General features: G+C 62.2%; 24 protein-coding genes and 1 tRNA gene. 8 read left to right on the top strand and 17 right to left on the bottom strand.

Annotation, left to right across the window (positions count from 1 at the left end):
• Positions 1–72: 72 nt before the first annotated feature.
• From queC to HALTADL_RS12310, 3 genes are read right to left on the bottom strand one after another with little or no spacing between them, the layout of a single operon-like run.
• Positions 73–834 carry a 7-cyano-7-deazaguanine synthase QueC gene (gene queC / locus HALTADL_RS12320; protein WP_089671037.1) on the bottom strand — a complete coding sequence of 254 codons (762 nt, stop codon included), beginning with the start codon at positions 832–834 and terminating at the stop codon, positions 73–75.
• Positions 835–836: 2 nt separating this feature from the next.
• Positions 837–1,640, bottom strand: coding sequence for a 7-carboxy-7-deazaguanine synthase QueE (locus HALTADL_RS12315; RefSeq protein WP_089671036.1), 804 nt, complete (start codon positions 1,638–1,640; stop codon positions 837–839).
• Between the two features lie 2 nt (positions 1,641–1,642).
• A complete protein-coding gene (locus HALTADL_RS12310; protein ID WP_089671035.1) occupies positions 1,643–2,095 on the bottom strand; it encodes a 6-pyruvoyl trahydropterin synthase family protein in 453 nt (150 codons plus the stop codon).
• Positions 2,096–2,185: 90 nt separating this feature from the next.
• Between HALTADL_RS12310 and HALTADL_RS12305 the strand changes: the two genes are divergently transcribed.
• Positions 2,186–2,527, top strand: a complete 342-nt coding sequence (locus HALTADL_RS12305; protein WP_089671141.1) for a 2Fe-2S iron-sulfur cluster-binding protein — start codon at positions 2,186–2,188, stop codon at positions 2,525–2,527.
• A 197-nt stretch (positions 2,528–2,724) separates the two neighbouring features.
• Here HALTADL_RS12305 and HALTADL_RS12300 read toward each other — a convergent pair.
• Positions 2,725–2,798, bottom strand: a tRNA-Tyr gene (locus HALTADL_RS12300).
• Between the two features lie 116 nt (positions 2,799–2,914).
• On the opposite strand from HALTADL_RS12300, the gene HALTADL_RS12295 reads away from it, so the two are divergent.
• The gene (locus HALTADL_RS12295) at positions 2,915–3,691 is read left to right on the top strand and encodes a hypothetical protein (protein ID WP_089671034.1); all 777 of its coding nucleotides are present in this window, start codon (positions 2,915–2,917) and stop codon (positions 3,689–3,691) included.
• Here HALTADL_RS12295 and HALTADL_RS12290 read toward each other — a convergent pair.
• The gene (locus tag HALTADL_RS12290; RefSeq protein WP_100190892.1) at positions 3,688–3,963 is read right to left on the bottom strand and encodes a hypothetical protein; all 276 of its coding nucleotides are present in this window, start codon (positions 3,961–3,963) and stop codon (positions 3,688–3,690) included. The two genes, HALTADL_RS12295 and HALTADL_RS12290, sit on opposite strands and share 4 nt — an antisense overlap.
• A gap of 113 nt (positions 3,964–4,076) precedes the next feature.
• Here HALTADL_RS12290 and HALTADL_RS12285 point away from each other — a divergent pair, with 113 nt between their 5' ends.
• Complete coding sequence (locus HALTADL_RS12285) at positions 4,077–5,141, top strand: pyridoxal-phosphate-dependent aminotransferase family protein (RefSeq protein ID WP_089671140.1); 1,065 nt, start codon at positions 4,077–4,079, stop codon at positions 5,139–5,141.
• Here HALTADL_RS12285 and HALTADL_RS12280 read toward each other — a convergent pair whose 3' ends face one another.
• The 6 genes from HALTADL_RS12280 to HALTADL_RS12255 all read right to left on the bottom strand — a co-directional run bounded on the left by HALTADL_RS12280 (position 5,142) and on the right by HALTADL_RS12255 (position 11,130).
• Positions 5,142–7,058, bottom strand: a complete 1,917-nt coding sequence (locus HALTADL_RS12280; RefSeq protein ID WP_089671032.1) for a DEAD/DEAH box helicase — start codon at positions 7,056–7,058, stop codon at positions 5,142–5,144.
• A gap of 56 nt (positions 7,059–7,114) precedes the next feature.
• The gene (locus HALTADL_RS12275; RefSeq protein ID WP_245708357.1) at positions 7,115–7,753 is read right to left on the bottom strand and encodes a hypothetical protein; all 639 of its coding nucleotides are present in this window, start codon (positions 7,751–7,753) and stop codon (positions 7,115–7,117) included.
• A 177-nt stretch (positions 7,754–7,930) separates the two neighbouring features.
• A complete protein-coding gene (locus tag HALTADL_RS12270; protein ID WP_089671031.1) occupies positions 7,931–8,209 on the bottom strand; it encodes a ubiquitin-like small modifier protein 1 in 279 nt (92 codons plus the stop codon).
• 45 nt (positions 8,210–8,254) lie between these two features.
• The gene (locus tag HALTADL_RS12265) at positions 8,255–9,502 is read right to left on the bottom strand and encodes a hypothetical protein (RefSeq protein WP_089671030.1); all 1,248 of its coding nucleotides are present in this window, start codon (positions 9,500–9,502) and stop codon (positions 8,255–8,257) included.
• Positions 9,499–10,734 carry a potassium channel family protein gene (locus tag HALTADL_RS12260; protein ID WP_089671029.1) on the bottom strand — a complete coding sequence of 412 codons (1,236 nt, stop codon included), beginning with the start codon at positions 10,732–10,734 and terminating at the stop codon, positions 9,499–9,501. Before HALTADL_RS12260 ends, HALTADL_RS12265 begins: the two co-directional genes overlap by 4 nt.
• Before the next feature lie 90 nt (positions 10,735–10,824).
• Positions 10,825–11,130 (bottom strand): hypothetical protein, encoded by a 306-nt coding sequence (locus tag HALTADL_RS12255; RefSeq protein ID WP_089671028.1) that lies wholly within the window; start codon positions 11,128–11,130, stop codon positions 10,825–10,827.
• A gap of 183 nt (positions 11,131–11,313) precedes the next feature.
• On the opposite strand from HALTADL_RS12255, the gene HALTADL_RS12250 reads away from it, so the two are divergent.
• Positions 11,314–12,480, top strand: a complete 1,167-nt coding sequence (locus HALTADL_RS12250) for an NAD-binding protein (RefSeq protein WP_089671027.1) — start codon at positions 11,314–11,316, stop codon at positions 12,478–12,480.
• 13 nt (positions 12,481–12,493) lie between these two features.
• On the opposite strand, the gene HALTADL_RS12245 is transcribed toward HALTADL_RS12250, so the two are convergent.
• The 4 genes from HALTADL_RS12245 to HALTADL_RS12230 form a co-directional block, all read right to left on the bottom strand.
• Positions 12,494–13,507 carry an AI-2E family transporter gene (locus HALTADL_RS12245; protein WP_089671026.1) on the bottom strand — a complete coding sequence of 338 codons (1,014 nt, stop codon included), beginning with the start codon at positions 13,505–13,507 and terminating at the stop codon, positions 12,494–12,496.
• An 87-nt stretch (positions 13,508–13,594) separates the two neighbouring features.
• Positions 13,595–14,482, bottom strand: coding sequence for a DUF726 domain-containing protein (locus HALTADL_RS12240; RefSeq protein ID WP_089671025.1), 888 nt, complete (start codon positions 14,480–14,482; stop codon positions 13,595–13,597).
• Between the two features lie 113 nt (positions 14,483–14,595).
• A complete protein-coding gene (locus HALTADL_RS12235; RefSeq protein ID WP_089671024.1) occupies positions 14,596–15,315 on the bottom strand; it encodes a hypothetical protein in 720 nt (239 codons plus the stop codon).
• A gap of 99 nt (positions 15,316–15,414) precedes the next feature.
• Complete coding sequence (locus tag HALTADL_RS12230; RefSeq protein ID WP_089671023.1) at positions 15,415–16,140, bottom strand: nucleoside phosphorylase; 726 nt, start codon at positions 16,138–16,140, stop codon at positions 15,415–15,417.
• A gap of 143 nt (positions 16,141–16,283) precedes the next feature.
• Here HALTADL_RS12230 and HALTADL_RS12225 point away from each other — a divergent pair, with 143 nt between their 5' ends.
• On the top strand, positions 16,284–16,757 hold the full coding sequence (locus HALTADL_RS12225; RefSeq protein WP_089671022.1) for a DUF485 domain-containing protein: 474 nt from the start codon (positions 16,284–16,286) through the stop codon (positions 16,755–16,757).
• 22 nt (positions 16,758–16,779) lie between these two features.
• Here the strand turns inward: HALTADL_RS12225 and HALTADL_RS12220 are convergent, their stop codons facing one another.
• Together HALTADL_RS12220 and HALTADL_RS12215 are read right to left on the bottom strand one after the other, a co-directional pair.
• On the bottom strand, positions 16,780–17,298 hold the full coding sequence (locus HALTADL_RS12220) for a hypothetical protein (RefSeq protein ID WP_089671021.1): 519 nt from the start codon (positions 17,296–17,298) through the stop codon (positions 16,780–16,782).
• Between the two features lie 194 nt (positions 17,299–17,492).
• Positions 17,493–18,314 carry a DUF63 family protein gene (locus tag HALTADL_RS12215; protein ID WP_089671020.1) on the bottom strand — a complete coding sequence of 274 codons (822 nt, stop codon included), beginning with the start codon at positions 18,312–18,314 and terminating at the stop codon, positions 17,493–17,495.
• 82 nt (positions 18,315–18,396) lie between these two features.
• Here HALTADL_RS12215 and deoC point away from each other — a divergent pair, with 82 nt between their 5' ends.
• The 3 genes from deoC (at position 18,397) to HALTADL_RS12200 (ending at position 21,743) form a co-directional block, all read left to right on the top strand.
• Complete coding sequence (gene deoC / locus HALTADL_RS12210; protein WP_089671019.1) at positions 18,397–19,044, top strand: deoxyribose-phosphate aldolase; 648 nt, start codon at positions 18,397–18,399, stop codon at positions 19,042–19,044.
• 65 nt (positions 19,045–19,109) lie between these two features.
• Complete coding sequence (locus HALTADL_RS12205; RefSeq protein ID WP_089671018.1) at positions 19,110–20,954, top strand: formate/nitrite transporter family protein; 1,845 nt, start codon at positions 19,110–19,112, stop codon at positions 20,952–20,954.
• Positions 20,955–20,996: 42 nt separating this feature from the next.
• On the top strand, positions 20,997–21,743 hold the full coding sequence (locus HALTADL_RS12200) for an Lrp/AsnC family transcriptional regulator (protein ID WP_089671017.1): 747 nt from the start codon (positions 20,997–20,999) through the stop codon (positions 21,741–21,743).
• Positions 21,744–21,761 lie beyond the last annotated feature (18 nt).

The following is a 21,761-nucleotide window of genomic DNA, read 5'->3' as shown; positions in this document are numbered from 1 at the left end:
ATCCGTTTCGGGTTTATTCTTCATTTTATTGATAGAATGCCGAACGCTGTGAGGCCGCACGCGATCTGTCGTTCAGCTATTCGTCTCTGTGTAGTCAGGTCGTTCGGCGTACGAAATCGGGTCATGGACGCCGAGTCGCTGGAAGGCTTGGAGTCGAAACGCACAGGCATCACAGGTGCCGCAGGCCGGTTCCTCCTCGCGGTAACAGCTCCAGGTGTGTTCGAACGGAACGCCGAGGTCGACCCCTCGCTCGGCGATCTCGGTTTTGGTCGACTCCACGAACGGAACTTCGATTGTGATCTCAGTCTCGGGTTTGGTGCCGACCTCAACCATGGTCTCGAACGCATCGAAGAATTCGGGTCGACAGTCGGGATACCCGGAGAAATCCTCGCTGTGGGCGCCGACGAAGACGGCCTCACAGCCGTTTGCCTCGGCGAAGGAGACCGCCATCGACAGCAGGTTGGCGTTCCGGAACGGGACGTAGGTGTCGGGGATTTCTTCGCTGTCGAGGTCCGCATCGTCGACAGCCATCTCGTCGTCGGTAAGCGCCGAGCCACCGATCTGCTGGAGGTGATCGGTTTCGATGTGGAGGAAGTCCGCGACGTCGACCAGATCGGCCAACTGGCGGGCGCAGTCGTACTCGGTCGACTCGGTTCGCTGGCCGTAGGACGTGTGGAGGAGGTACAGCTCGTAGCCGCGGTCGCGGGCCTCGTAGACGGTCGTCGCGCTGTCCATCCCACCGGAGACGAGGACGACCGCGCGCTTGGTGGACTGATCAGTGGACGGTGCGTCGGCAGTGTCGGTAGTCGGTGGACCTTGTGTGGATTCTGTCATGGTTAGGTTTCGGGGGCGTCGTTCCAGAGGTCGACGTGGAGCCGTGGGGTGTAGCGATACCCCGACTCGATGGCGACCTCGGCGACTTCCTGTCTGGTTTCTGCAAGCTGGCTCCGGGTCTGTCCCTCCGGCATCAAGAGGACGTCACTGTCTGCGATTTCGGTCTCGGTTCCGGCGCGGAGGTCGGCGATCAGGTCCTCGATTTCGGGCAGGTCATCGCGGCCCGTGAGCACGAACTTGAGTTGGAATGGGAACCGCTCGATGAGCGCGGTGAGTTCGTCGTGATCGATCCGACCTGCTTCGTGGCGTTGTTGCCAGTCCTCGGCATCAACCGCATCCTCCTCTCCGCCCGCCGGTGGTCGCTCGGGTGTGGGCGTCGACGAGGCGAGTTTCGGGCTAATTGAGGCGAGATCGATTGGCGTTCCGGGCGGCGGCGCAATCGTCCCATTCGTTTCGACGGTGATGTGGTAGCCGCGGTTGGCGAGTCGGTTTATGAGGGCTATCGACTCCTCGTGAATCAGTGGTTCGCCGCCCGTGAGCACGACGTGGTTGGCGTCGAACTCCGAGACGCGGTCGATAACCTCATCGAGGTCCATCCACGCGTGGGTTGGCTCCCATGAGGTATGGTAGGAATCGCAGAACCAACACCGGAGATTGCAGCCACTCGTCCGAATGAAGATGCTCGGCACGCCCGCGAGGACGCCCTCGCCCTGCAAGGACTCAAAGAGTTCGTTGACCGGCAGGGCTGGCCCCTCGCTATCGGGTTGGCTATCTTGGTCGACGCTGAGTTCGGAACTGACTGGCATGGTTACTGGCAGCTGCTCAGTTCGGCGGTTTCGCTCACGTCGGCCGAGACGTCGGTGACGGTGTCAGGGAGTTCCGCGCGGAGTTCGTTTTCGAGGACGACTGCCATCACCTCGGCGGTCGGCGGTGCCTCAAGGACGACGACTGCATCGCCGTCGCCAGCGTCTTCGAAGGCTTCGATCAGCGGGTCGCCCTCCTGCAGGAGGAATCGGTGATCCCAGCGGTCGATAATATCGGTCACGTCGCCTTTGTCGACGACCCATCCCTCCTCGGTGAGTTCGCCGGAGATCGAGACCGAGATCTCGTAGTTGTGGCCGTGAGGGCGGCTACATTTGCCGTCGTGGTGCAGAATTCGGTGGCCGGAACTGATCCGGATCGGCCGGTCTCGGCCGACGTGGATCGTCCGCTCGCCGGCCCGGTCGACGAGCGAATGTTCCTGTGATGCTCTCTGAGTCATACCATGCGATTACCGAGTCGAGTATATAAATCCCGCTGGATGACGGTCGACAGCCAAAGAGGCAATCAGGGCGGCAGCCACCCTGTCGGTATGGGTGGCTCCGCAGACTCCACGGAGACGGTTCGGCTGGTCATTGTCGACGGTGAGACCGAAACTGAACTCACAGTCGAACGGGGGCGAGTGCTTCGGGATGTGCTTCAGGAGGCTGGTTTTTCGCCGTACAGTCGACTGACCAAGCGCGCCAACTGCGGTGGGCGTGGGCTCTGTGCGACCTGTGGGGTGCGAGTGGCTGAGGATGTGGAGCCGGACCACTGGCATGACCGAGTGGCTGAACGGTTTGGGTATCCGCGACTGTCGTGTCAGCTTGTCGTTGAGCAGGATTTGCGGGTGGAACTAGTGGAGAAGGTGGTGTGGGGAAGTCGAGACAAATAAAAACAGTCCGCCCTCCCCGAATTGAACTCGCCGAGACAGTCCGGGCATGCGGCTCGCTTCGCTCGCCGGTCCGGGCTGTGACTCGTCTGCTCAATTCGGGTCGGGAGAGACTTCTCACTGCTCACGTTGTTCGCAGAAGAAGGCTCGCGGCTACGCCGCTCGCTAACCGAGACTCTCACGATGTTCGAGTCTCGCAGTCCGCCCTCCCCGAATTGAACGGGGGACAAGTCGATCTACAGTCGACTGCTCTACCAGGCTGAGCTAAGGGCGGGCTATCTAACAGTAGCCGCCCAGCCCTGTTTAAGAATTCTCATTTCCACGTCGGTCGCCACGCCCTCCCACACTCCGAGCCGTCGACCTTTAGCACCCACCGTCCCCACAGCCGCCATGGGCGAGGAGCGAGAGCCACGACAGGCGACCTTCGGCAGCGACGGCGAACTCGACACCGACCGCGACCCCGAGGCCGACACGGACAACGACTTCGGCGAACCCAAGGAAGCCAACGAGACCGACGGGGGCTACAACCGCTATGCCGTCTCCAGTTTGCTCCAGAAGGCCGTCCGGCGCTCCGACGAGGAGGTCGCCGCCTGGGCCGCCTGGGAACTCGCCCGGTCGGGCTACGCGTGGAATCTCTGGGACCGGCTCAACCTGTACGTCGTCGAGGACCTCCGGGCTGGCCACGAGGTTGCGCTCACCATCGAACGCTACGAGGAACTGGCGACCGAGCGCTGGGAGGAGGCCAGTTGGAAAGGTCGACTCTGTGCGATTCACGCCGCGCTGGCCGCCGCTCGCGCACCCTCCACGCGCGAGGCATCCAACGCCGACGAATACTTCCGCAAAGTCGCTGATGTGCGAGCCGAAGCCCGTGAGGAGGGCGAGGAGCCAGCCGTCGACTTCCCGGCGGGTGATCTCGAACCCGGAGAGAAATACGACGCCATTTTCGACGGTCACACTGGCGAAGGCTCCCGTTTGGGTCGTGGCAAACGCTTCTTTAAAACTCGTGGCGCACGCGTCGGCCCGGACGGCGAGGACGACCAGAGCGCCCGATGGCAGCGATTGAGTATGGTGCTCGATGAGATCGACTTCTCGGAGGCCGAGATCGAGCATGCGATTGAGGCAGTCGACGTCGACGCGCCGTGGGACGAACCCGACGAGGTCGATTAACCAATCGCTACGAACAAAAGGAGCGCCGAAACCACCAGTGCTGCGACGACAAGCCCCGCGAGTTCGAACCACTCTCGCGGAGCCGGATCGTCGGGAGAAACAACTGATTTTGGATGGACCCAGTACCCGACAGCGGCGGCGATCTGCAGCACGGCAACGACAGCATATCCGTAGCCAGCCGACTCCCCCGCGCGGATCGAACTGACTGCGAGCCCGGCAAACAGGATGCTGAGAAGCAGGACCACGGCAACAAAAAATGATCGGCGTGTCATATGACTCCTAACTATACATATTACAATAAAACACAATGTTTGACAACTATTAGCAGTAGCCCACACAGCCAACAGACCGCAATCAGTTAATGGGTCGACTGCCCACTGACTGTATGTTATTCACACCGGGGCCGACCGCGGTCCCACCCGAAGTCCGGGAGGCGATGGCCCGCCAGCAGCCGAACCCCAACATCGATTCGGGGTTCCGCGACCGCTACAATCAGCTCTGTGAGAACCTCCAGCAGGTCTACGACACGAGCCACGATGTGATTGTCCCCGGCGGCGAGGGCATCCTCGGCCTTGAGGCCGCCATCGCCTCGCTGGTCGCGCCGGGCGACCACGTGTGCTGTATCTCGAACGGGGTCTACGGCGACGGGTTTGCGGACTTCGTCGACAACTACAACGGCGAGTCGACGCTCGTTTCGGCACCCTACGACGAGGGCTACGACCTCGCTGGCATCGAGACCGCACTCGCGGCGGCCGAAGACGCGGGCGAGCCGGTGTCGGTCGCCACGTTGGTCCACTGCGAGACGCCGACCGGGACGCTCAACGATCTGGAGCCGGTGCTCGATCTGCTGGACAAGTACGACGTACTGAGTGTGGTCGACGCCGTCTCCTCGCTCGGTGGAACACCGGTCCCAACCGACCGAATCGATGTCTGTCTCGGAGCCTCTCAAAAGTGTTTCAGCGCGCCGCCCGGCCTCACCACGGCGGCCGTCAGCGACCGAGCGTGGGACGCAATGGAGGAGCGTGCCCCCACGTCCTTATATACGAACCTGCTTCCATGGCGTGACGTGTCGGATGGCTTCCCGTACACGCATCTCGATGCGAACGTGGCCGCGCTGGATACCGCCGTTTCGCGACTTCTCGATGAAGGAATGGAGTCCGTTTATAAGCGACACGAGGCCGCCGCCGAGCAGTGTCGACAGCGCGGTGCCGAACTCGGACTCGACATTTACCCCGACGAATCCCGCAGTTCGCCGACCGTCACAGCATTCCACATCCCCGGCGAGGCCCAAGCGATTCAGCAGCGCATCGAGGACGAGCACGACATCGTCCTCGCAACAAGTCTCGGCGATCTGGCCGACGATATCCTTCGCGTCGGACATATGGGGTATAATGCAGATGTCGAGAAGGTCGACCGGGTGATGGACGCAATAGAAGCCAGCGTGGACTAGCTACTCGCTCACATTTGTCTCGCGGATTCTGACGCCCTTGCCCGCGAGATGCCGCATCTGCTGTTGGGCGAAGTCCTCCTCTCTGGTCCCACGGGTCGCCAGCACGTACAGCACCGCGCTCCCGACCGGTCGCATCGTTCGGCCCGCCCGCTGGGTTCCCTGTCGACGCGACCCCCCAAGCCCTGAAGCAACAATCGCCAGTTCAGCATTTGGCAGGTCGATCCCTTCGTCGGCGATTCGCGACACGATCAGCGTCTGTAGCTCACCGTTGCGGAACGCCTCGAACTGCTGTTGGCGCTCGTAGTGGCGCGTCTCACCACTTATGAACGGAATATCCAGCGCCTCGGCGATTTCTTTGCCTTGGTCGAGATAGTCGACGAAGATCAGCGTCTTCGAGTTGGGATGGGTTTCACACAAATACCGGATTTCGGCGATCTTCGCGGGGTTCATCGCGGCCAGTTGGTACCGCTCTTGGCCATCCGCGCTCACGTACTCGTTGCGGGCCATTTCGTCGCGCCACGGCACGTACCGAATCTCGACCTCCGGTTCGGCGACGAATCCGGCGTCAAACAGTTCGGCCCAGTCGGTCCCGATTGGCGGCCCGATCAGCGTGAAGATCTCTTTTTCCTTGTCGTCCTCTCGGACTGGCGTCGCGCTGAGTCCCAACCGATGGGAGGCCTGCAGATCAGCACTCCGACGGAACACCCGGCTCGGAATATGCTGGACCTCGTCGTAGACAATCAGACCCCACTTCCGGGAGTCGAACAGCTGTCGGTGCCGATCCATCCCGGCAGTCTGGTAGGTCGCAATCGTCACTGGGCGAATGTTCTTCTGGCCGCCGTGGTACTCGCCAATCTGGTCGTCAGTGAGCGTCGACTCACTCGTTAGTGCCTCGCGCCACTGGGCGGCGAGTTCCCGGCTCGGAACCAAAATGAGCGTCTCGCCACCGACTGCGGCGATGGTGGCGATGGCTGCAATCGTCTTCCCGCTGCCCGGCGGGCCGACGTAGACGCCTGCTTTCTGATCGAGGAACGTGTCGACCCACGACTGCTGGTACTCCCGGAGCGTGGCCGTCAGGTCGACCTCGATGGGGTCGCCAGTGTCGAGGTCCCGTTCGTCGACGACCGGGTAGCCTGCCTCGTAGAGCACGCGCTTCACAGAGGCAACCTCGTCGGCGTTGACCCAGCTTTCAGTGTCCGACATCGGCGCTCGCAACTGGTCCTCCGAGAGCTTCTGCCGGGCGACGTTGCCCATCAGGTCCTCGGTTGCGGCTTCGAGAACCGTGTAGCCGTCCTCGTGGGTTCGAAGCGTGAACTGGTGGGCGCGACTCCATTGGGATTCGACCCACTCTTCGAGATGCGTCGACCGGCGGGGAAACACCGACCGCATCGACGCCAGCAAGCCATCGAGATCGTCAAACGGCGCGGCCCAGATGTCTTCCTGCCGAATGCGGTACAGATAGCCACGGCTCCCCGGCTCTGAGCCCGTCGAGTCGACCAAATGCGCGAACTGCGAGAGGTGGGCGCGAGTGTACTGGGTGGGTTGGTCGACGACGACCTCCCGCCGGGTCGGAAACAGGACGATCCGCTCGCGGGCGGCCAGATCCCGGATCTCGGTGGGATACCACGCCACTGGCTCGCCCTCGTGGATGACCGTTTCGAGGTCGGCGGCTGCGGCGAGCGACTGGAGCCCCTCGCTGGCCGCCGCCTGCGTCAGATCGAGTCGACGGGCGACCTGCTCGGTAGTGAGTACCGGCCGCTGCTCGGCGTCGACTGCCGTATAAAAGTCGTCAAGCGAGAACGCCTCCGGCTCTCGGTCTTGGAGATCGCCGGAATCGTCGACATCCCCATCGGTGCCCGCGTCAGTACCGACATCCTCGCCTGCGTCGACATCGTCCCCGCTGTTGTCCCCAGTCATTGTCGGCCAGAGGGGACCGACCGACAAACCGGTTGTGAACGCGGGGAGTGCGTCACCTACGACCGACAGTGACGGCGAGCGAGTTCAGCTTTCGACCGGAACCGGCCGCCACAGTCGACACAGCCCACCGAGCCGTTTCCGGCCTCGGTGGTTACGCGATGGTCGCCGATGTCGAACGGGCGGCTGACGATTCGTGGCCGGATCAGGTCCGGAATCTGTGCGTCGTGGTTGTCGCTGAGGTCCGCACGGAGTTTGATCGTGTGCACGTCAGTGTCGTGCCACCGGTCGGAGTCGATGGCCGTCTCCCAGTCGTCGACTTCGGTCCAGCCGGTGACGACGACCGGCGAGTGGGTCTCGGTGTCGCTGACGACGACCACATACCGAATCCCGTCTTTGAGCAGGGCAAACCGCCAGCCGTCGGTGGTGTTCCACCGAATCTGGCCGTCGGTGATCGCCTCGCTGACGATAGGCACCGAGACGTAGCGACCCTGCTGATGCAGTCGCTCACGGAAATGGTCTGTCTGTGCATACAACGCGGGATTTCGAAGGGGCGGGTCCTCGGGTGTCCGCTTCGTGGCAGGAGAATCGGCACTCGGCCGTGTATGGCCGGCTGTTTCGGCATACGCGGTCGGTTCGGGGAGTGAACCGAGTCCCGATGTCTCGTCGACACCCGGGCCGCTTTGTCGGGATGCCACTATCGGCTCTTGGGAGACACCCAATATAAATTTTTCAGCCAGAATGGTCTACCCTCCCCCATATCCCACGTATTCACGTATACTAATCGACAAGTATGCGATGATTGTGGCATGATATTGCGTACCGAACACCAACATCGGCCACTGAGAGCGGTCGACTGTCTCGCGCGCGAGCAGCTACCCGCCGCTGACAGGGGGAAAGAGTGCCAGTTCGTCGTTGCTACTGACGGGCGTCGACAGCCTGCTATCGCCGCTTACGTTCTCGCCATTGAGAAGCAAATTCAGATGAGACTCGATCTCGCCGTCGTCGGTATAAATACGCGGCTCCAGTTCGGGGTAGCGCTCGATCAGCGCGCCGAGCGCGTCGGCGATGGTTGGCTCGTCGCTTCCGACAGTCACGTCGACCTCACCTTGCCCCGTAATTTCGGCGAGATCCGCAAACAGCTTCCAGTGCATACCCGTTATCGGGCCGGAGCCGTCTTGAGAATTGTGTCCCGAGCGTTATTCGGCGTCGTCGAGTTCCTCGTGATCGGCGGTCTCGCCGTTGGTTGCCACCGCTTCGACACTCTCGTCGGCCGCTGGCTCCGCTGGTGTCGTCGACCACTGTTCGAGCTGGCGGATCACGTCTGGTCGACCCAGAACGTAGATCGTCTCACCACCCTCGAATTCGCGGTCCCGCTTCGGAAGCGCGATCAGTTTGCCTTCGGACGGTCGGAGCGCAAGCACGGCCGCCGACACCGTGTCGGGCGTCTCGCCGACCAACGTACTGCCAACCTCGACCGTAACGGTTCCCATCGTCTCGTCGACACCCCGCAGCAGTGTGGCGAACTCCCGGTCGGCCTGTGGCTCGGCTGGCATCGTCAACAGCCGATACTCCTCGCTCGGCGACAGCAGTTTCGCGTCGGCATCGTCAACCGCAAGCGTAACCGCGTCGCCTGCAACTCCACGGATCTCGCCGGTCGTGAGTCGTTCGGAGCTCTCGCCGGTCGACCACACCTGAACTCTGTCGCCGGAGGCAGCGTTGTGCGGCGGATCCGCCCGGATCGCGACTGCCACCGTGCCGGGTGCGATAGTCGGGCCGAGCCCGGCGGCTCGTGAACCGACCGCGAGATACTCGACCGTTCCGTCGACAGTGAGATCGACGTCGACGTAGCCGACACTGTAATCCTCCTTCAATCGGGAAATCAGCCGCGAGCGAAGCTCGTCGAGGGTGAGCCGTCGGGGGAACACCAGCGTCTTGCTTGCGAGCTCGGCTTTCGTCTCGTCGGTGACCGGATCGTAGCTTTCCATATCCCCGATCTCCGAGGGGAGCGTCACGCTCGTCACGCGGCCAACCGACCGGACCATCGTCGACATCTCGGTGTCGATCTCACCGAGACCGAACAGCGAAAACAGCTGGGAGGCAAGCGTATCACCGATCCGTCGACCAACCGGCGCAGCGACCGTCGAGATGCCGAGGGCGACGACGTTGAAAAAGACGACGCCGGGTCGAAATAGGTCGACCGACCCCTGGCTGACGACGGCGCCGAGCGAGGCCGTATTGATGTAGAGGGCGACGACCGCCACACCCGCGAGAATGGCGATCCCCTCAGGAATCAGCGATTTGAAATACCAGCGGTAGGCAACCGTGAGTCCGCCCGCCGCGAGCGCCGACAACAGCCCAAAAATAAGGAGATTGACGCCTGCGGTCGAGGGATCCTCGAAGGTCACACCGGACTGCAGCAGTGCCGTGGCCGCGATGAGACTCATACCGCCACCTCCTCAAAGGAAGCCAGCGCCTCGCGACTCCCGATCACGTAGAGACTGTCGCCCGCCGACAGTATCTGACTGCCGCGCGGGGCGACCTGCCACTGCTCGTGTTTGGCGGCGATAATCAGCACGTTGTAGGTGTCTCGGACGCTGACCTCCCCGATTGTGTGGCCGTCGAGTGGGCCTGTGGGTTTAACCGTCAGTTTCTGGAAGCGAATACCGGACCGCCGGAGCAACGAGACGAGTTCGAACTCCCGGCGGGTTCCCCGCGAGAGGACGACCACCTGTAGCTCACCCGCTTCGAGGAGGGTTTTGGCCACCGACCGGTCGACGACCACTGTAACCCGACCCTCGCCACCGGTCGTCGTCGAGGCAGTGGGTGGTTTCGGCACCATCGGCTCCGTTTCGCCGCCGTCGGTTGCGACGGTAGGATCAGCTGATGTCGACGGTTTATCCGCCGGTTTGTCGCCCGAACGAGCCGCAATCAGGGTTCCAGTAACCGTTTCGGAGGGTGTGACCAGTCGGACGGACTCGCCGCGTGTCATCCCGCTGGGAACCAGCGCGGACAGCGAGACGGCACGTTTGCCGTCGGGAACGCGTTTCGAGGTACTCCCAATCGGTGGGGCTGCGCCCACGTTCGCGCGTGCACGCTCGTCAATCGAGACGGTCACGGCTGCGAGATCAAGCTCCGACTGCAGGCGGTCTGCAAACCGGGTTTCGAGCTCGCCGACCGGAATATCCGCCGGAAACGTCCAGTGGCCGTCTTTGATCTCCCCTCGCAGTTCAGCGGTCAGCGGTGGGTAGCCCTCGACATCGGTCACCTCGCCGGAAACGGTGACACGGACCTGATTCCGCCCGCCAACCAACTCGATGACGTCCGTGTTGAGCGTCCGGTCCCGAAGCTTGCGGAGCGAGATCCGTTTGGGGACCGATGCGCCGAGTTTGTCGCCCTGCGAGTGGGCATATAGCGCCAACATGAGGACGACGATAATCGCGGTCAGCAGTGCGACGGCGTTTTCGGAGGTGCGGATGTTCTCGTCGTTGAGCGCCATCAGCCCGCCGTTGACGCCCGCTATCCCGAGTGCGAGCACGACGACACCGAGTCCGGGAATCGAGACGTCCGTGAAATACTTGAAGATGAAGCCGAGAACGCCAGCGATCAGCGCCGGGATGATCCCTGTGAGAACACCGAGATAGATGCCCAGCAGGATTTCGAACGGAAGCGCAGCCATTGCCTGCTTCTATCGGTACTCCCGCTTAAAGTATCGGTTGGGACTACTACTCGGCCCCACGAGTCGACTCAGCGGCCGACCTCAGTCGGCCTACTGCCAGTGGTCGGCCGCTTCGAGCGTCGAGAGCGCCGACTCGAATTCCGTTTGGGTGACGCCGTAGAACCGCTCTCTGCCGACAGGGGTCCGCAGTTGGAGGAGGTCCGTATGGTTCGTGACACGGTAGACACTGAGCATCCACCCCGCCTCGGATTGGTGCCACTGACCTTCGAGCGTCGACTCCTCGTCGTCGATGACGCGGGAACCCAACTCCCAGCTCAGCCGCGTCGTGTGCGTGATATCGAGCGGTACGGCCTCGGGAAGTCGACCACACTGGTTTCGTGTGCCATGGACAGCCATACCCAATTGAGGGCAGTCTATCCTGAAAAATCCAACTGTTTGCCGCTGTCGGGCATCACCGTTGCCGTAGCCGCTGAGCTCCGTCTGTAGGTGCCGTTGGCCCTGATCGAACGGTATTTTCACGTTCGCTGCGTCGACCACGATTCCAGAGGTATTAGTAGCCTCCAAAGATAGCTGTGAGCGATGAAGTGGACACACGACTGGGTGAGCATCCGGGCGTCGATCCTGTTGACGTTCGCGATTGCGATCTTGTCGATCATCGTCGGCTTAGTCCACATCTCGACCGGTGGTGTCGACAGCCCGCTGGCGTTCCTCGTCCCGGATGCGGTTCGGCGCGCGGTCGGTTTTACCGGGACACTGACCGGGTTTACGATGCTCGGCAGTGCGCTCGCCCTGAAACAGCGGTACCAGATCGGCTGGTATGCGACCGCGATTCTCCTGCCGATCACCGCGATCCAAGGGCTGTTGCAGGTCTCGCCGTTTGCGGTCCCGCTGGTCGCGCTGTCGGTGATCGCTGCGCCCGCACTCCTCTACAACCGCAAGCGGTTCGACCGGACGTTTAGGCCGTCGCCGACACAGTTAGCAGCGGGGGTCGCACTCGTTACCGCACTCTCCTACGGAACGTTCGGCTCCTACGCACTTCGCGAGGAGTTCGACGGGATCGTGACGATCACCGACGCCTTCTACTACACAATCGTGACCGCCAGCACCGTCGGCTACGGTGATGTGACCGCGGCCCCTGGCTCCGAACTCGGCAAACTGTTTTCGATTTCGGTGCTCCTGCTCAACGTCGCAGCGTTCGCGGTCGCCCTCGGTGTCCTGCTGACGCCCGCCATCGAAGCCCAACTCTCGAAAGCACTCGGACGCATGACTGACAGCCAATTCAACCTCCTCGACGACCACGTCATGATCCTCGGCTACGGGGATCTAACCGAACCGATCATCGAAAACCTCGCCACGAACAGTACCCAGTTCGCGATCATCACGATGAACGAAACTGCCGCTCGGCGGCTCTCCGACCGCGACATCCCGGTGGTAACCGCCGACCCCAGCGACGAAAATCCACTGCAACGGGCCGGCATCGTCGACGCGAAAGCCGCCATCGTCGCCACCGAAAACGATGCTCAGGACGCCCTAGCAATCCTCACTGCCAGACAGCTCAACGATGATCTCCAGATCCTCGCAGCCGCGATGCAGCGGGAAAACGTCGCCAAACTCCGCCACGCCGGAGCCAACCGCGTGATTAGCCCCAGTGAGATCGGTGGTCGACTGCTGGCGAACTCCGCGACCGGCAAACGCGACGCCGAAGAAGCCTCCAAACAGCTTTTGGGCGAAGAACTCGGTGACTGATTCCGGCGACTACCTACAGACGGTCGTACTGTTCGTCGAACAGTTCCAGAGCGGCTTTTAGCGCGCCGATAATGATCGGCCCGATAAACAGTCCCATCACGCCGAACGCCGACAGCCCGCCGATCACGCCGATGACGATCACTGCCGGGCTGATCTCGGCATACCGGTCGACGATAACCGGGCGGAGATACTCGTCCGAAACGCCGACGACGACCGTCCCGTAGGCAATCAGAAACAGGGCACCGACCGTCTGGCCTGCCGACAGCAAGTAGAGCGCCGCGGGGCCCCAGACCAGAAACGACCCGACAAACGGCAACAGCGACAGCAGGATCATAATCACGGTCCAAAATAGGACGTTGGAGATGCCAACGATCAAGAGGCCAACGCCAGCGATCCCGCCTTGGATAATAGCGACGAGTACGTGGCCCAGCAGTACCGCCCGCGTCATGTTGTCGACCCGGTCGTAGAGTCGTTCTTGGACAGACTGTGGCAGCGGCGTGATCGTGTGGAGCCAGTCGACCAACTGGTCGCCGTCACGGAGCAAATAAAACAGCAGGAACGCCGCGAGACCGAGACCGATTGTGATATGGGTCAGCGAGGCGAGCAGATCCGGCGCTGTTCCCAGCACTGTTTGGGCAACTCCTTCGAGCCGAGTGGCGATTTCGGAGGTGAGATCGATGTTCTGGCCCAGCCGCGAGTTGAGCCACGCTTCCGGGGCGTTGAGTTGGGCCGCGATGTCGTCAGCAGCGAGGCTGCGTGCAATCGCGACCGCCTCACCCGCGGTCGCAACGATGAGTGCAACAAACGGAACCAGCAGTGCCAGTGTCACAACAATCACCAGCAGCGCGGCTGCAGTCGTCGACCCAAATCGGTCAAGCTGGGATTCGAGCCATGTTTGAACCGGCGACAACACGTAGGCCAACAGCAGTGCCGCGATAACGAACGAGAGATATGGCTGAACCAGTTGGAACGTGAGATACGACAGGACAGCGATCAGGAGAAGAAGGACGCCGCGCTGGGCATTCATGGGATGGGCTGGCTAGTCGGATGGCCACTTCATAAAGCCACGAACAGCCATGATAGCCGACCAGTTGCGAACGACTATCTGACTCGATCAGGGAAGTCGGTCGACCAGCTGCGGGAGACAGCCCTCGGCGGGCTGGAAATACGAGTAGTGATCCGGCACGCGTTCGGTCACGTCGACGTCTTGGTAGCCCTCCGGTTCGGCCGCGGCGTCGACGATCCCGGTCTGGCCGACAGCCTGCGTGCTGTCCGAGAGCCGGTAAACCCAGCCCAACACCCGGTCGTCGGCATTGTGGAAGTTGGTTACCGGCGCGTCGACCGCCGTGATCGCCTCGCCGTATCGCCCCGCTTGTCCGACACTGTCGTTCGGAATCGCGCCGCCGAGCAGCGAAACCGAAGCCACCGCGTCGGTGCGGTCTCGGTCGGCCAGCACGCGCAGTGCCTCGCCGGTGACGCGAGCACCCAGCGAGTAGCCGATGACGTGGACCGGTCGACCGTCCTCGTCGGCCCAGTCGGTCAGCCACTCTGCGAGCGGGGCGGCGTTGGCGTCGGCCATCGCCTTGGCGGGCCCCCACTCGATATCCGAGTCCCAACTGTAGGTGACTACGGGCGCGGCGCGCAGCGATTCGAGACCGGTCTCCATTGCGTACCCCTGATCTCGGGCCGTTTCGTCGCCGGTATCGAACCCGTGGACGAACAGAAACAGTTCCTCGGCCTCGCCGAAGGCCCACTCTCCCTCGGTTTCGGCGGTCGACTGTTCGCTTGACCCAGCATCGGGGTCGACCAGTCCGCGTGTGGTGACGACCGGGGCCGAGTCGGGTGCGCTGTAGTCGCCGAAATCCCCTTGGAGTTCGCTGGTGACGTACAGCCCGCCGCCAGCGGCGACTGCCACTGCACCCCCAGCACCGGCCAGCAGTCGACGGCGAGTCAGTCGAGATCCGTCGCTCTCGCTTGATTGGTCCGTGATACAGTATCGCATGAACGGCCGTTGTAAATAGCTCCCGTTTCAATGCGAGCTACTGGCCAGCGAACCCATCACCGTGGTCCTCAGTCAGTCGACAGTAGTGTCCCTGCGTAAAAACCGGTGGCAGTCTACAGTGCGACGACAGCCCACAGCCCGCTGCCAACGAACACGGCCGCAATGAGCAGTGGGAACATGGAACTCCAGAGCCGCGTGACAGCGAGTTGGCGTGGGGATTGATCCGTAATCACGAGATCCCCAGTGAAAGCCATCGTTCCCTGTCGGTGTTCAACACGACCGGCGATGACGTACTCCTCGCCGGGGTCGACCCGGCGTTCGATGAAGCGTCGTGTGCCGAACAACGGAATCGCCGCAAGCCAGCGAGCGACGGGTTGGATCTCTCGAACGTCCAGAAAGCGCTGAATCCGATCCGCCGGCGTCTCGTGGCTGTCGACCGAGATAACTGCCGACTCGGTGTCCAGCGAAAACCGACGTGAGGAGGGGTCGACGGCTACCGTTCCGTACGCGCCATCGAGTGCGAACGGTGTCGTGGCGACGCCGTCATCGAGGTGGTTGTTGGACCACGGAAGACCGATCCAAGCCAGTTGGCGTTCGGTCACCTCGAACTCGAAGCCAAGACAGTCCCGTCCCGTAAACGGGGCCGCAAAGCTCTCGCCGTTCTCCGTTGCGGTGCCGCGACAGACCACGAACCCATCGGACTCCGAGACCGCAGAGGGGTCCTGAACCTCGTTTCGAACGAGTGGCACGACCACTGTAAGCGGTCGGAGCCCAAACCAGCCGACTGCGAGACCGAGTCCAACGAAGACGATACTGAGGGCGACAACCCACATCAGTCGACACTCCGTCTGTCACCGGTGGCGAGGGAGGACCACGAAACCATGATTCGATTATCTGACTGTTGTTCGGGATATTACTAAAAAGTAACCTGTCTACAGCTCCGCAGCCGCAGCCAGCGTGATCGCAATCGCACGCTCGACGTTGTTTTTCGCCTTCTCTGGGAGTTCTTCGTCGCCGTCGGCTCCCTTTTGAGTGCCCTCAACGAGATTCCCGTCGACCGTACAGATCGCACCGGCTCGCATCCCTTTGCGCCGCGCGAGCGAAAAGACGGCTGCGGCCTCCATCTCGATGGCCAGCAGGTTGGCTGCTTCCCAGTCGTCGACGTAATCTTCACTCTCGGCATAAAACGCATCGTCGGAGACGATAGGACCCACGTGAACGTCCTCATCGTTTGCTTCGGCGGCGTCGACAAGCCCGCTGAGCACCTTGTAGTCCGGCACCGCGGGGTAGGTCGCCGACTCGTAGCGCTTGGTCGTCCCTTCCTCTTTGGCCGCCCCGGTGGCGACGATCATGTCGCCGATCTCGATGTCGGACTGGAGGGCACCCGTCGTGCCACAGCGGATGACTGTCTCGACACCGGCGGCGTGGAGTTCCTCGATGGCGATGGCTGCTGACGGACAGCCGATTCCGGTCGAACAGATAGTCAGTTTGCGGCCCTCGTAGCTGGCGTTAACCAGTTTATACTCCCGATTCTCGGCGACGAATTCGACGTTCGTACACTGGTCGGCGATCCGGTCGACGCGGCCGGGGTCGCCCGGGATAATCGCCAGATCGTGGACGTCGCCCGACTCGATCAGTAGATGCGGCTGTTTGGCCATGGCTACTGGTCCGGCGGTGGGACAAAAAACGGTCCGGTGTCGGTTGGTGGTTACTCACCTGATATCACCGCCTTTTCCCGCACTGACCGCTAACAACAGGTACTGATGAGCAATACGAGCAAACTGTCACCGGGTGACGAACAATGAATCCGAGCCGTGTCGACTTCCTCGTCGACTTGGCCTACGGTGTGCTGATATTTGCGGCGATCATCCTGTTCGTCGTCGTTGGCACCAACGTCGGCATCGCATTCGGGCTTGGCGTCTTCATATCGTACATGATCCACGTCGTCTGGAAGATGGCCCGCTTCGACCCCGAGTGGATGACACGCGAAGTGACCGAGACCGTCGAGCAGACGGTCGACGAGACGGTCGGCAAGGAGGTCTCGGAGGTTATCAACAAACTCGAAGCGATCAACGAGCGGGTCGACCGGCGGCCACGAACCGACGAGATCGAGGAGAAAGTCGAGGAGAAAATCGAAAAACAGACCGGCGAAGTCGAGGAGAAAATCGAGGAACAGACCGGCGAAGTCGAAGCCAAGGTCGAAGAAAAGATCGAAAAGCAGACCGAAGAGATCGAGGAAAAACTCGACAAAACAGCCGTCGACGGCGATGCCTAACTGGTAGCCGAAGACTCCTATTTTAGCCAGCAAGCGAGAGTGCCACGAGCGGGACTGATACCGCCAGCGTGGCTCCAAAAACGAGCGACGAGCGGAGCCACTGGCCGCGAATTGCGGTCGCCTGTTCCTCGTAGCTCCGGCCACCGGCCCGTGGCAGGACGAAGTGGGCGAAGAACGAGTAGATAAAGCCGCCGACGAGGCTGACCGCCAGCAGATGAGCCACGATGTCGAGACCACCAACTGCGAGCAGTTCGGGCAGTCTGGCCGAAAACCCCACCACCAGCAGTCCGTACAGCACCCCGGCAAGCAGCCCCGCGAAATGGTGGACGATCATCAGTTCGGGCATCGAGACTGCCTCGACCGGCTGTCGGGAGACGACCGCCGCGGCAATCGCCGCCGGAATGAAGCCGTCGGGCTGTCGACTCATCGGCCAGTCCATGACGACCGCCGCCACGAGCCCGGCCAGCGCACCGACTGCGATCACCACCTCCCACGGCAGCGGGTCGGTGGCGGTGACTGCAGTCGTCAGCGAGCTATCCATACAGGGATAATGCAGAACCTGTGGGTATATAACCTCGTCAGACACTGCCGGTCGACCAACGGTATCGGTTGACTGGTGTTAGCAGTCGACCAACGGTATCGGTTGACTGGCGTTAGCAGTCGACTACCGGACGAAACCTCTCGTAGCCCCTGACTACCACTGTCCACGATTACCGAAGATCGAACAGCGACCGATCAGCCGCCAGTCACCGCAAACAACAACAGATTGTGGACCCCGGGACCGAGACCGACCGCCGCAATGAATCCCAACAGAAGATAGCCCTCGGTGGGTTCATCCTCGATATAGTCGGCAAACAGCACCACGACGCCACCGACTAACACCAGCTTCACCACCACGAACAGCCAGCCGCTGCCAAGCGCCTCGGCGGTCGGCAGCCGATCTGCAAACTCGATAATCAGTCTCGACGCCGGGGTTCGCTCGCCGAAGCCGAGCACGTCGACACCCACAGCCGTCGAAACAGCATCCAGACTGTGGGCAAACAATGCTAAGAGGCCAACTGAGCCGGTCGTCGACGCCGCCGCCGGTCGGAGTCGACGCAGACCCACCCACGCGAGTACCGTCACGGCAACACTCAGGACCACCCCAACAGCGGGCCAAAACACGGCTAACGTCCCCTGCTGGGCCCCAACCGCAACTGCTCCGCCGACCACCGGCAGCAGTGCCAGCAGGCCGGTCCCAGCAATCACAGCAGGCACCTGTCGACGGGGACGCGTTGAGGCCGCGAGCAGCCAGCTGCCACCGGCAACCGCCGAGACGGTGAGATAGACCGCCGCGGTGCCGCCGAATGGCTCGACGGCTGGCGGAAGACCACCGATCACATGAAGGACGTGCAGCGAGGAGCCGACCACCATCCACGGCGCGAACGCGAGGATATGGCGGGCGGTGACCGGTGGCCGTCGACGGGAGAGCCCGTAGCCCACAGCGGCGACAGCGATGAGAAGGCCACCCAGATACGGCAGCGGCGGGAGCGAGAACCCTTCGGGGAGCAAGACCATACGCTGTGGCTCTCGCTCTCGCTAAAAACAGTACCGAACACCGGAGGCGAGCTTTTTCACCCTCTCCGTCTGAGCACTAGCTATGGACCGTCAGGAACTCGCCGGGCGAATCGATCACACGGTACTCGGGCCGGAGACGACCCCCAAGGACGTCGACCGCGTCGTCAGGGAGACAGTCGACCACGGGATGAACGTCTGTATTCCGCCCTGTTATGTGGCGACTACCGCCGAGCAGGCACCGCCTACCCTCACGATTGCCACCGTCATCGGCTTCCCACACGGACAGGACTCTCCTGAAATCAAGCGTGAGGCAGGAGCCTCTGCATGGAAATCGGGCGCCGACGAACTCGATGTCGTCATCAATATTGGTCGACTCAAAGCCGGCGACACCGAGGCCGTCACTGACGAAATCGCCGAAATCGTCGCCGCCGTTCCGATCCCGGTCAAGGTGATCATCGAGACGGCACTGCTGACTGACGCCGAAAAACGCCGCGCCTGTCAGGCCGCGGTTGCGGCGGATGCAGCGATGGTTAAAACGTCGACTGGCTTTGTCGACGCCGAGCCCGCTGGGGCCACAGTTGCGGATGTCGAACTGATGGCAGCGTATCTGCCGGTAAAGGCCAGCGGCGGTATTGGGGACTACGAAACGGCGATGGCGATGATCGAGGCAGGAGCCGACCGAATCGGAGCCTCCAGTGGGGTCGACGTTCTTGCGGGAGCTCCGGAGTAGCGGGGCGGGCCGACAGCGAGCCGAAAAGCCAACACCTTAGGTTTGGAACCGATTTGTCCCCCGTAATGAGCGAACCGAACGGCAATGGGCAAGAAGACTCGGTGCGGGACGCCGTCGAACGGTCCAGGAGCGGCGCACCCGCAGTCGGTGAGGTCCTCCGCGACCGGTTTTCGGCGGATGAAGTGTTTCAACGGGTCGTGGCGGCCGCCGACGAGGAGATTACCTCCGGCAGCCGCGAGCTGTTTTTCAGCGCGGTCGCCGCCGGTTTTGCGATCACGATCACCTTCTTGCTCTACGTCTCGATGTCCGCGGCTACCGACAACGCCGTCGTCGGCACACTGCTGTATCCGCTTGGATTCATTTATATTATTATCGGTGGCTATCAGCTGTACACCGAAAACACGCTGCCGCCGGTCGCGCTGACGCTCGAACGGCTGGCGAGTATCCCGACGCTGTTTCGCCACTGGGGGATCGTACTGGCGGGTAACTTCACTGGGGGGGCGATGGGTGCGATCTCGCTGGTCTACGGCGGGATCTTCGAGCCCGAAAGCCAGCTCAAGGCCATCGAGATCGCCGAGAAAGGCGCAATCTACACCGAGTGGTGGTCACTGTTTTTCAAGGCGGTCTTTGCTGGCCTGATCGTCGCCGGTGTCGTCTGGGTTGGCTTCGCGGCGGGCGATACCGTCTCCCGACTCTTGGTCGTCTATCTCGCCTTCCTCGCGATTCCGAACGGCAACCTGTTCCACGTCGTCGTTTCGTTCACCGAGGTTATCTATCTCGTCTTGGAAACGAACTACTCGCTTGTCACCGGCATGACGAGCTTCGTGCTTCCCGTCCTGCTTGGGAATACGCTCGGTGGGGTGGTCCTCGTGACGGTCGTCAACTACTTCCAGACCAGCGAAGAGCGGCTCGAATCCGCCCGGTTCGAAGGGCTGAACCGTCGACTCACCCTTCCCGAATGGACCTTCGGTCGCTTCGCGGGCCGGTCGTACGTCCCGATCCTCGATGCCGCCGAGGCCGCCCTTGTCGGCGAGGACCGCTACCGAATTATGGTTCCGATCACGAACCCGCGGACCGATATCCCGATTGTCGAACTCGCCTGTCGGGTCGCTAGCCATCGCGAGAACGCCACCGTCCACGTCGTCCACATCGTTCAGGCACCGAAGAAGATGTCGCTGGCGACCGGCGGGAACTCCGAGCGGATTGAGGCTGAATCCGACAAGCGAATGGCCGACATCCACGCGCTGGGCGAGGAGTGCGGCATCAACATTAGGGTCTCGTCGCTCGCCAGCCACCACTCCTTCGAGGAGGTCTTCGACATGGCCCGCCGCACCCGGCCTGATCTGGTCGTCATGGAGTGGGGCGAAGATCAGCTCTGGAACGCCGCCCGCGCCGAGCGGCCGCTCGACGAGATTACCAACCAGCTACCCTGCGATTTCGCCATCATCAACGACCGCGGGCTCGACACCTCCCGTATCCTGATCCCGACCGCTGGGGGCCCGGATTCGGGACTGAGCGCCGAGGTTGCGGCGGCCCTGCAGGCGACGACCGGCGCGGAGGTCGCACTGCTCCACGTCGTCGACAGTCCCGACGAACGCCAAGCGGGCGAGGCCTTCCTCGAATCGTGGGCCGCCGAACACGAACTCGAAGACGCCGCGTTCATCGTCGACGACTCCGGCAATGTCGAAGCCGCCATCGAACGCGAGTCCCGAGATGCGACACTGATCGCCATCGGTGCGACCGAGAAGGGGCTGATCTCCCGGCTTGCGACCGATTCGCTCCATCTGGATGTCGTCAACGACGTCGAGTGTTCGGTACTCTTGGCCGAACGGCCCTCCTCTCGGTCGCTGGTCAAGCGACTGTTCGGGAAGGGTCGACACGAACAATCCGAACCGCAGCTGGAGTCGTAGCCGGAGGACAACGGTCTTGTGAGTCGGCTGTGTGGCCGGGGTATGGACGAGCAACTCGACGCAATCGACCGGCGGGTGGTCTACGAGCTGATGGCCGACGCCCGCAACACGTCGGCCCCGGAGATCGCCACCGCAGTCGACGTCTCACCGGCGACGATCAGAAACCGAATCAGCCAACTTGAGGAGGCAGGCGTTATCACTGGCTACCACGCACAGGTTGACTTCGAGGCCGCCGACGGTCGACTCACAAACCTCTATTTCTGTAACGCGCCGGTCGCCGAACGCGAGTCGTTTGCGAGCAAAGTGCGGGCGATTCCCGGCGTGATCAACGTCCGCGAACTGATGACCGGTCGACGGAACCTCCACGTCCTCGCAGTCGGTGAGGCAATCGACGATCTGCGGCGGATCGCGCGTGCGATCTCAAGTCTGGGCATCGAGATCGAAGACGAGGATCTGGTCCAAACTGATTCGGTCCATCCCTACTCACCGTATGGGCCTGAACCGGACGAACAGCGAAAGACGCTGTCGGATTTCACGAGTTTGGCTGGCGGCTCAGAAATCGTTGAAGTAACCGCGGGCGAGGACGCACCGATTGTGGGTCGACAGCTTTCAGGGGCCAGTCGACGTGGTATTCTCGACGACGATACGCTCGTGATCGCCATCGAACGAGAGGGGATGGTGTTGACGCCGCACGGCGAGACACAGATCGAAGCCGGAGATCTCGTGACGCTGTTTTCGCGTGGCGGCATCGCCGACGAGACGCTTGCCTCGTTTCGACAACGCGAGTAGCCTGCGTTTACTCGGGCG

The organism is Halohasta litchfieldiae (assembly GCF_002788215.1).
GTDB lineage: Archaea > Halobacteriota > Halobacteria > Halobacteriales > Haloferacaceae > Halohasta > Halohasta litchfieldiae.
Note: the sequence above shows the minus strand (reverse complement) of the source record. Positions and strands in the feature narration are given on the sequence as shown.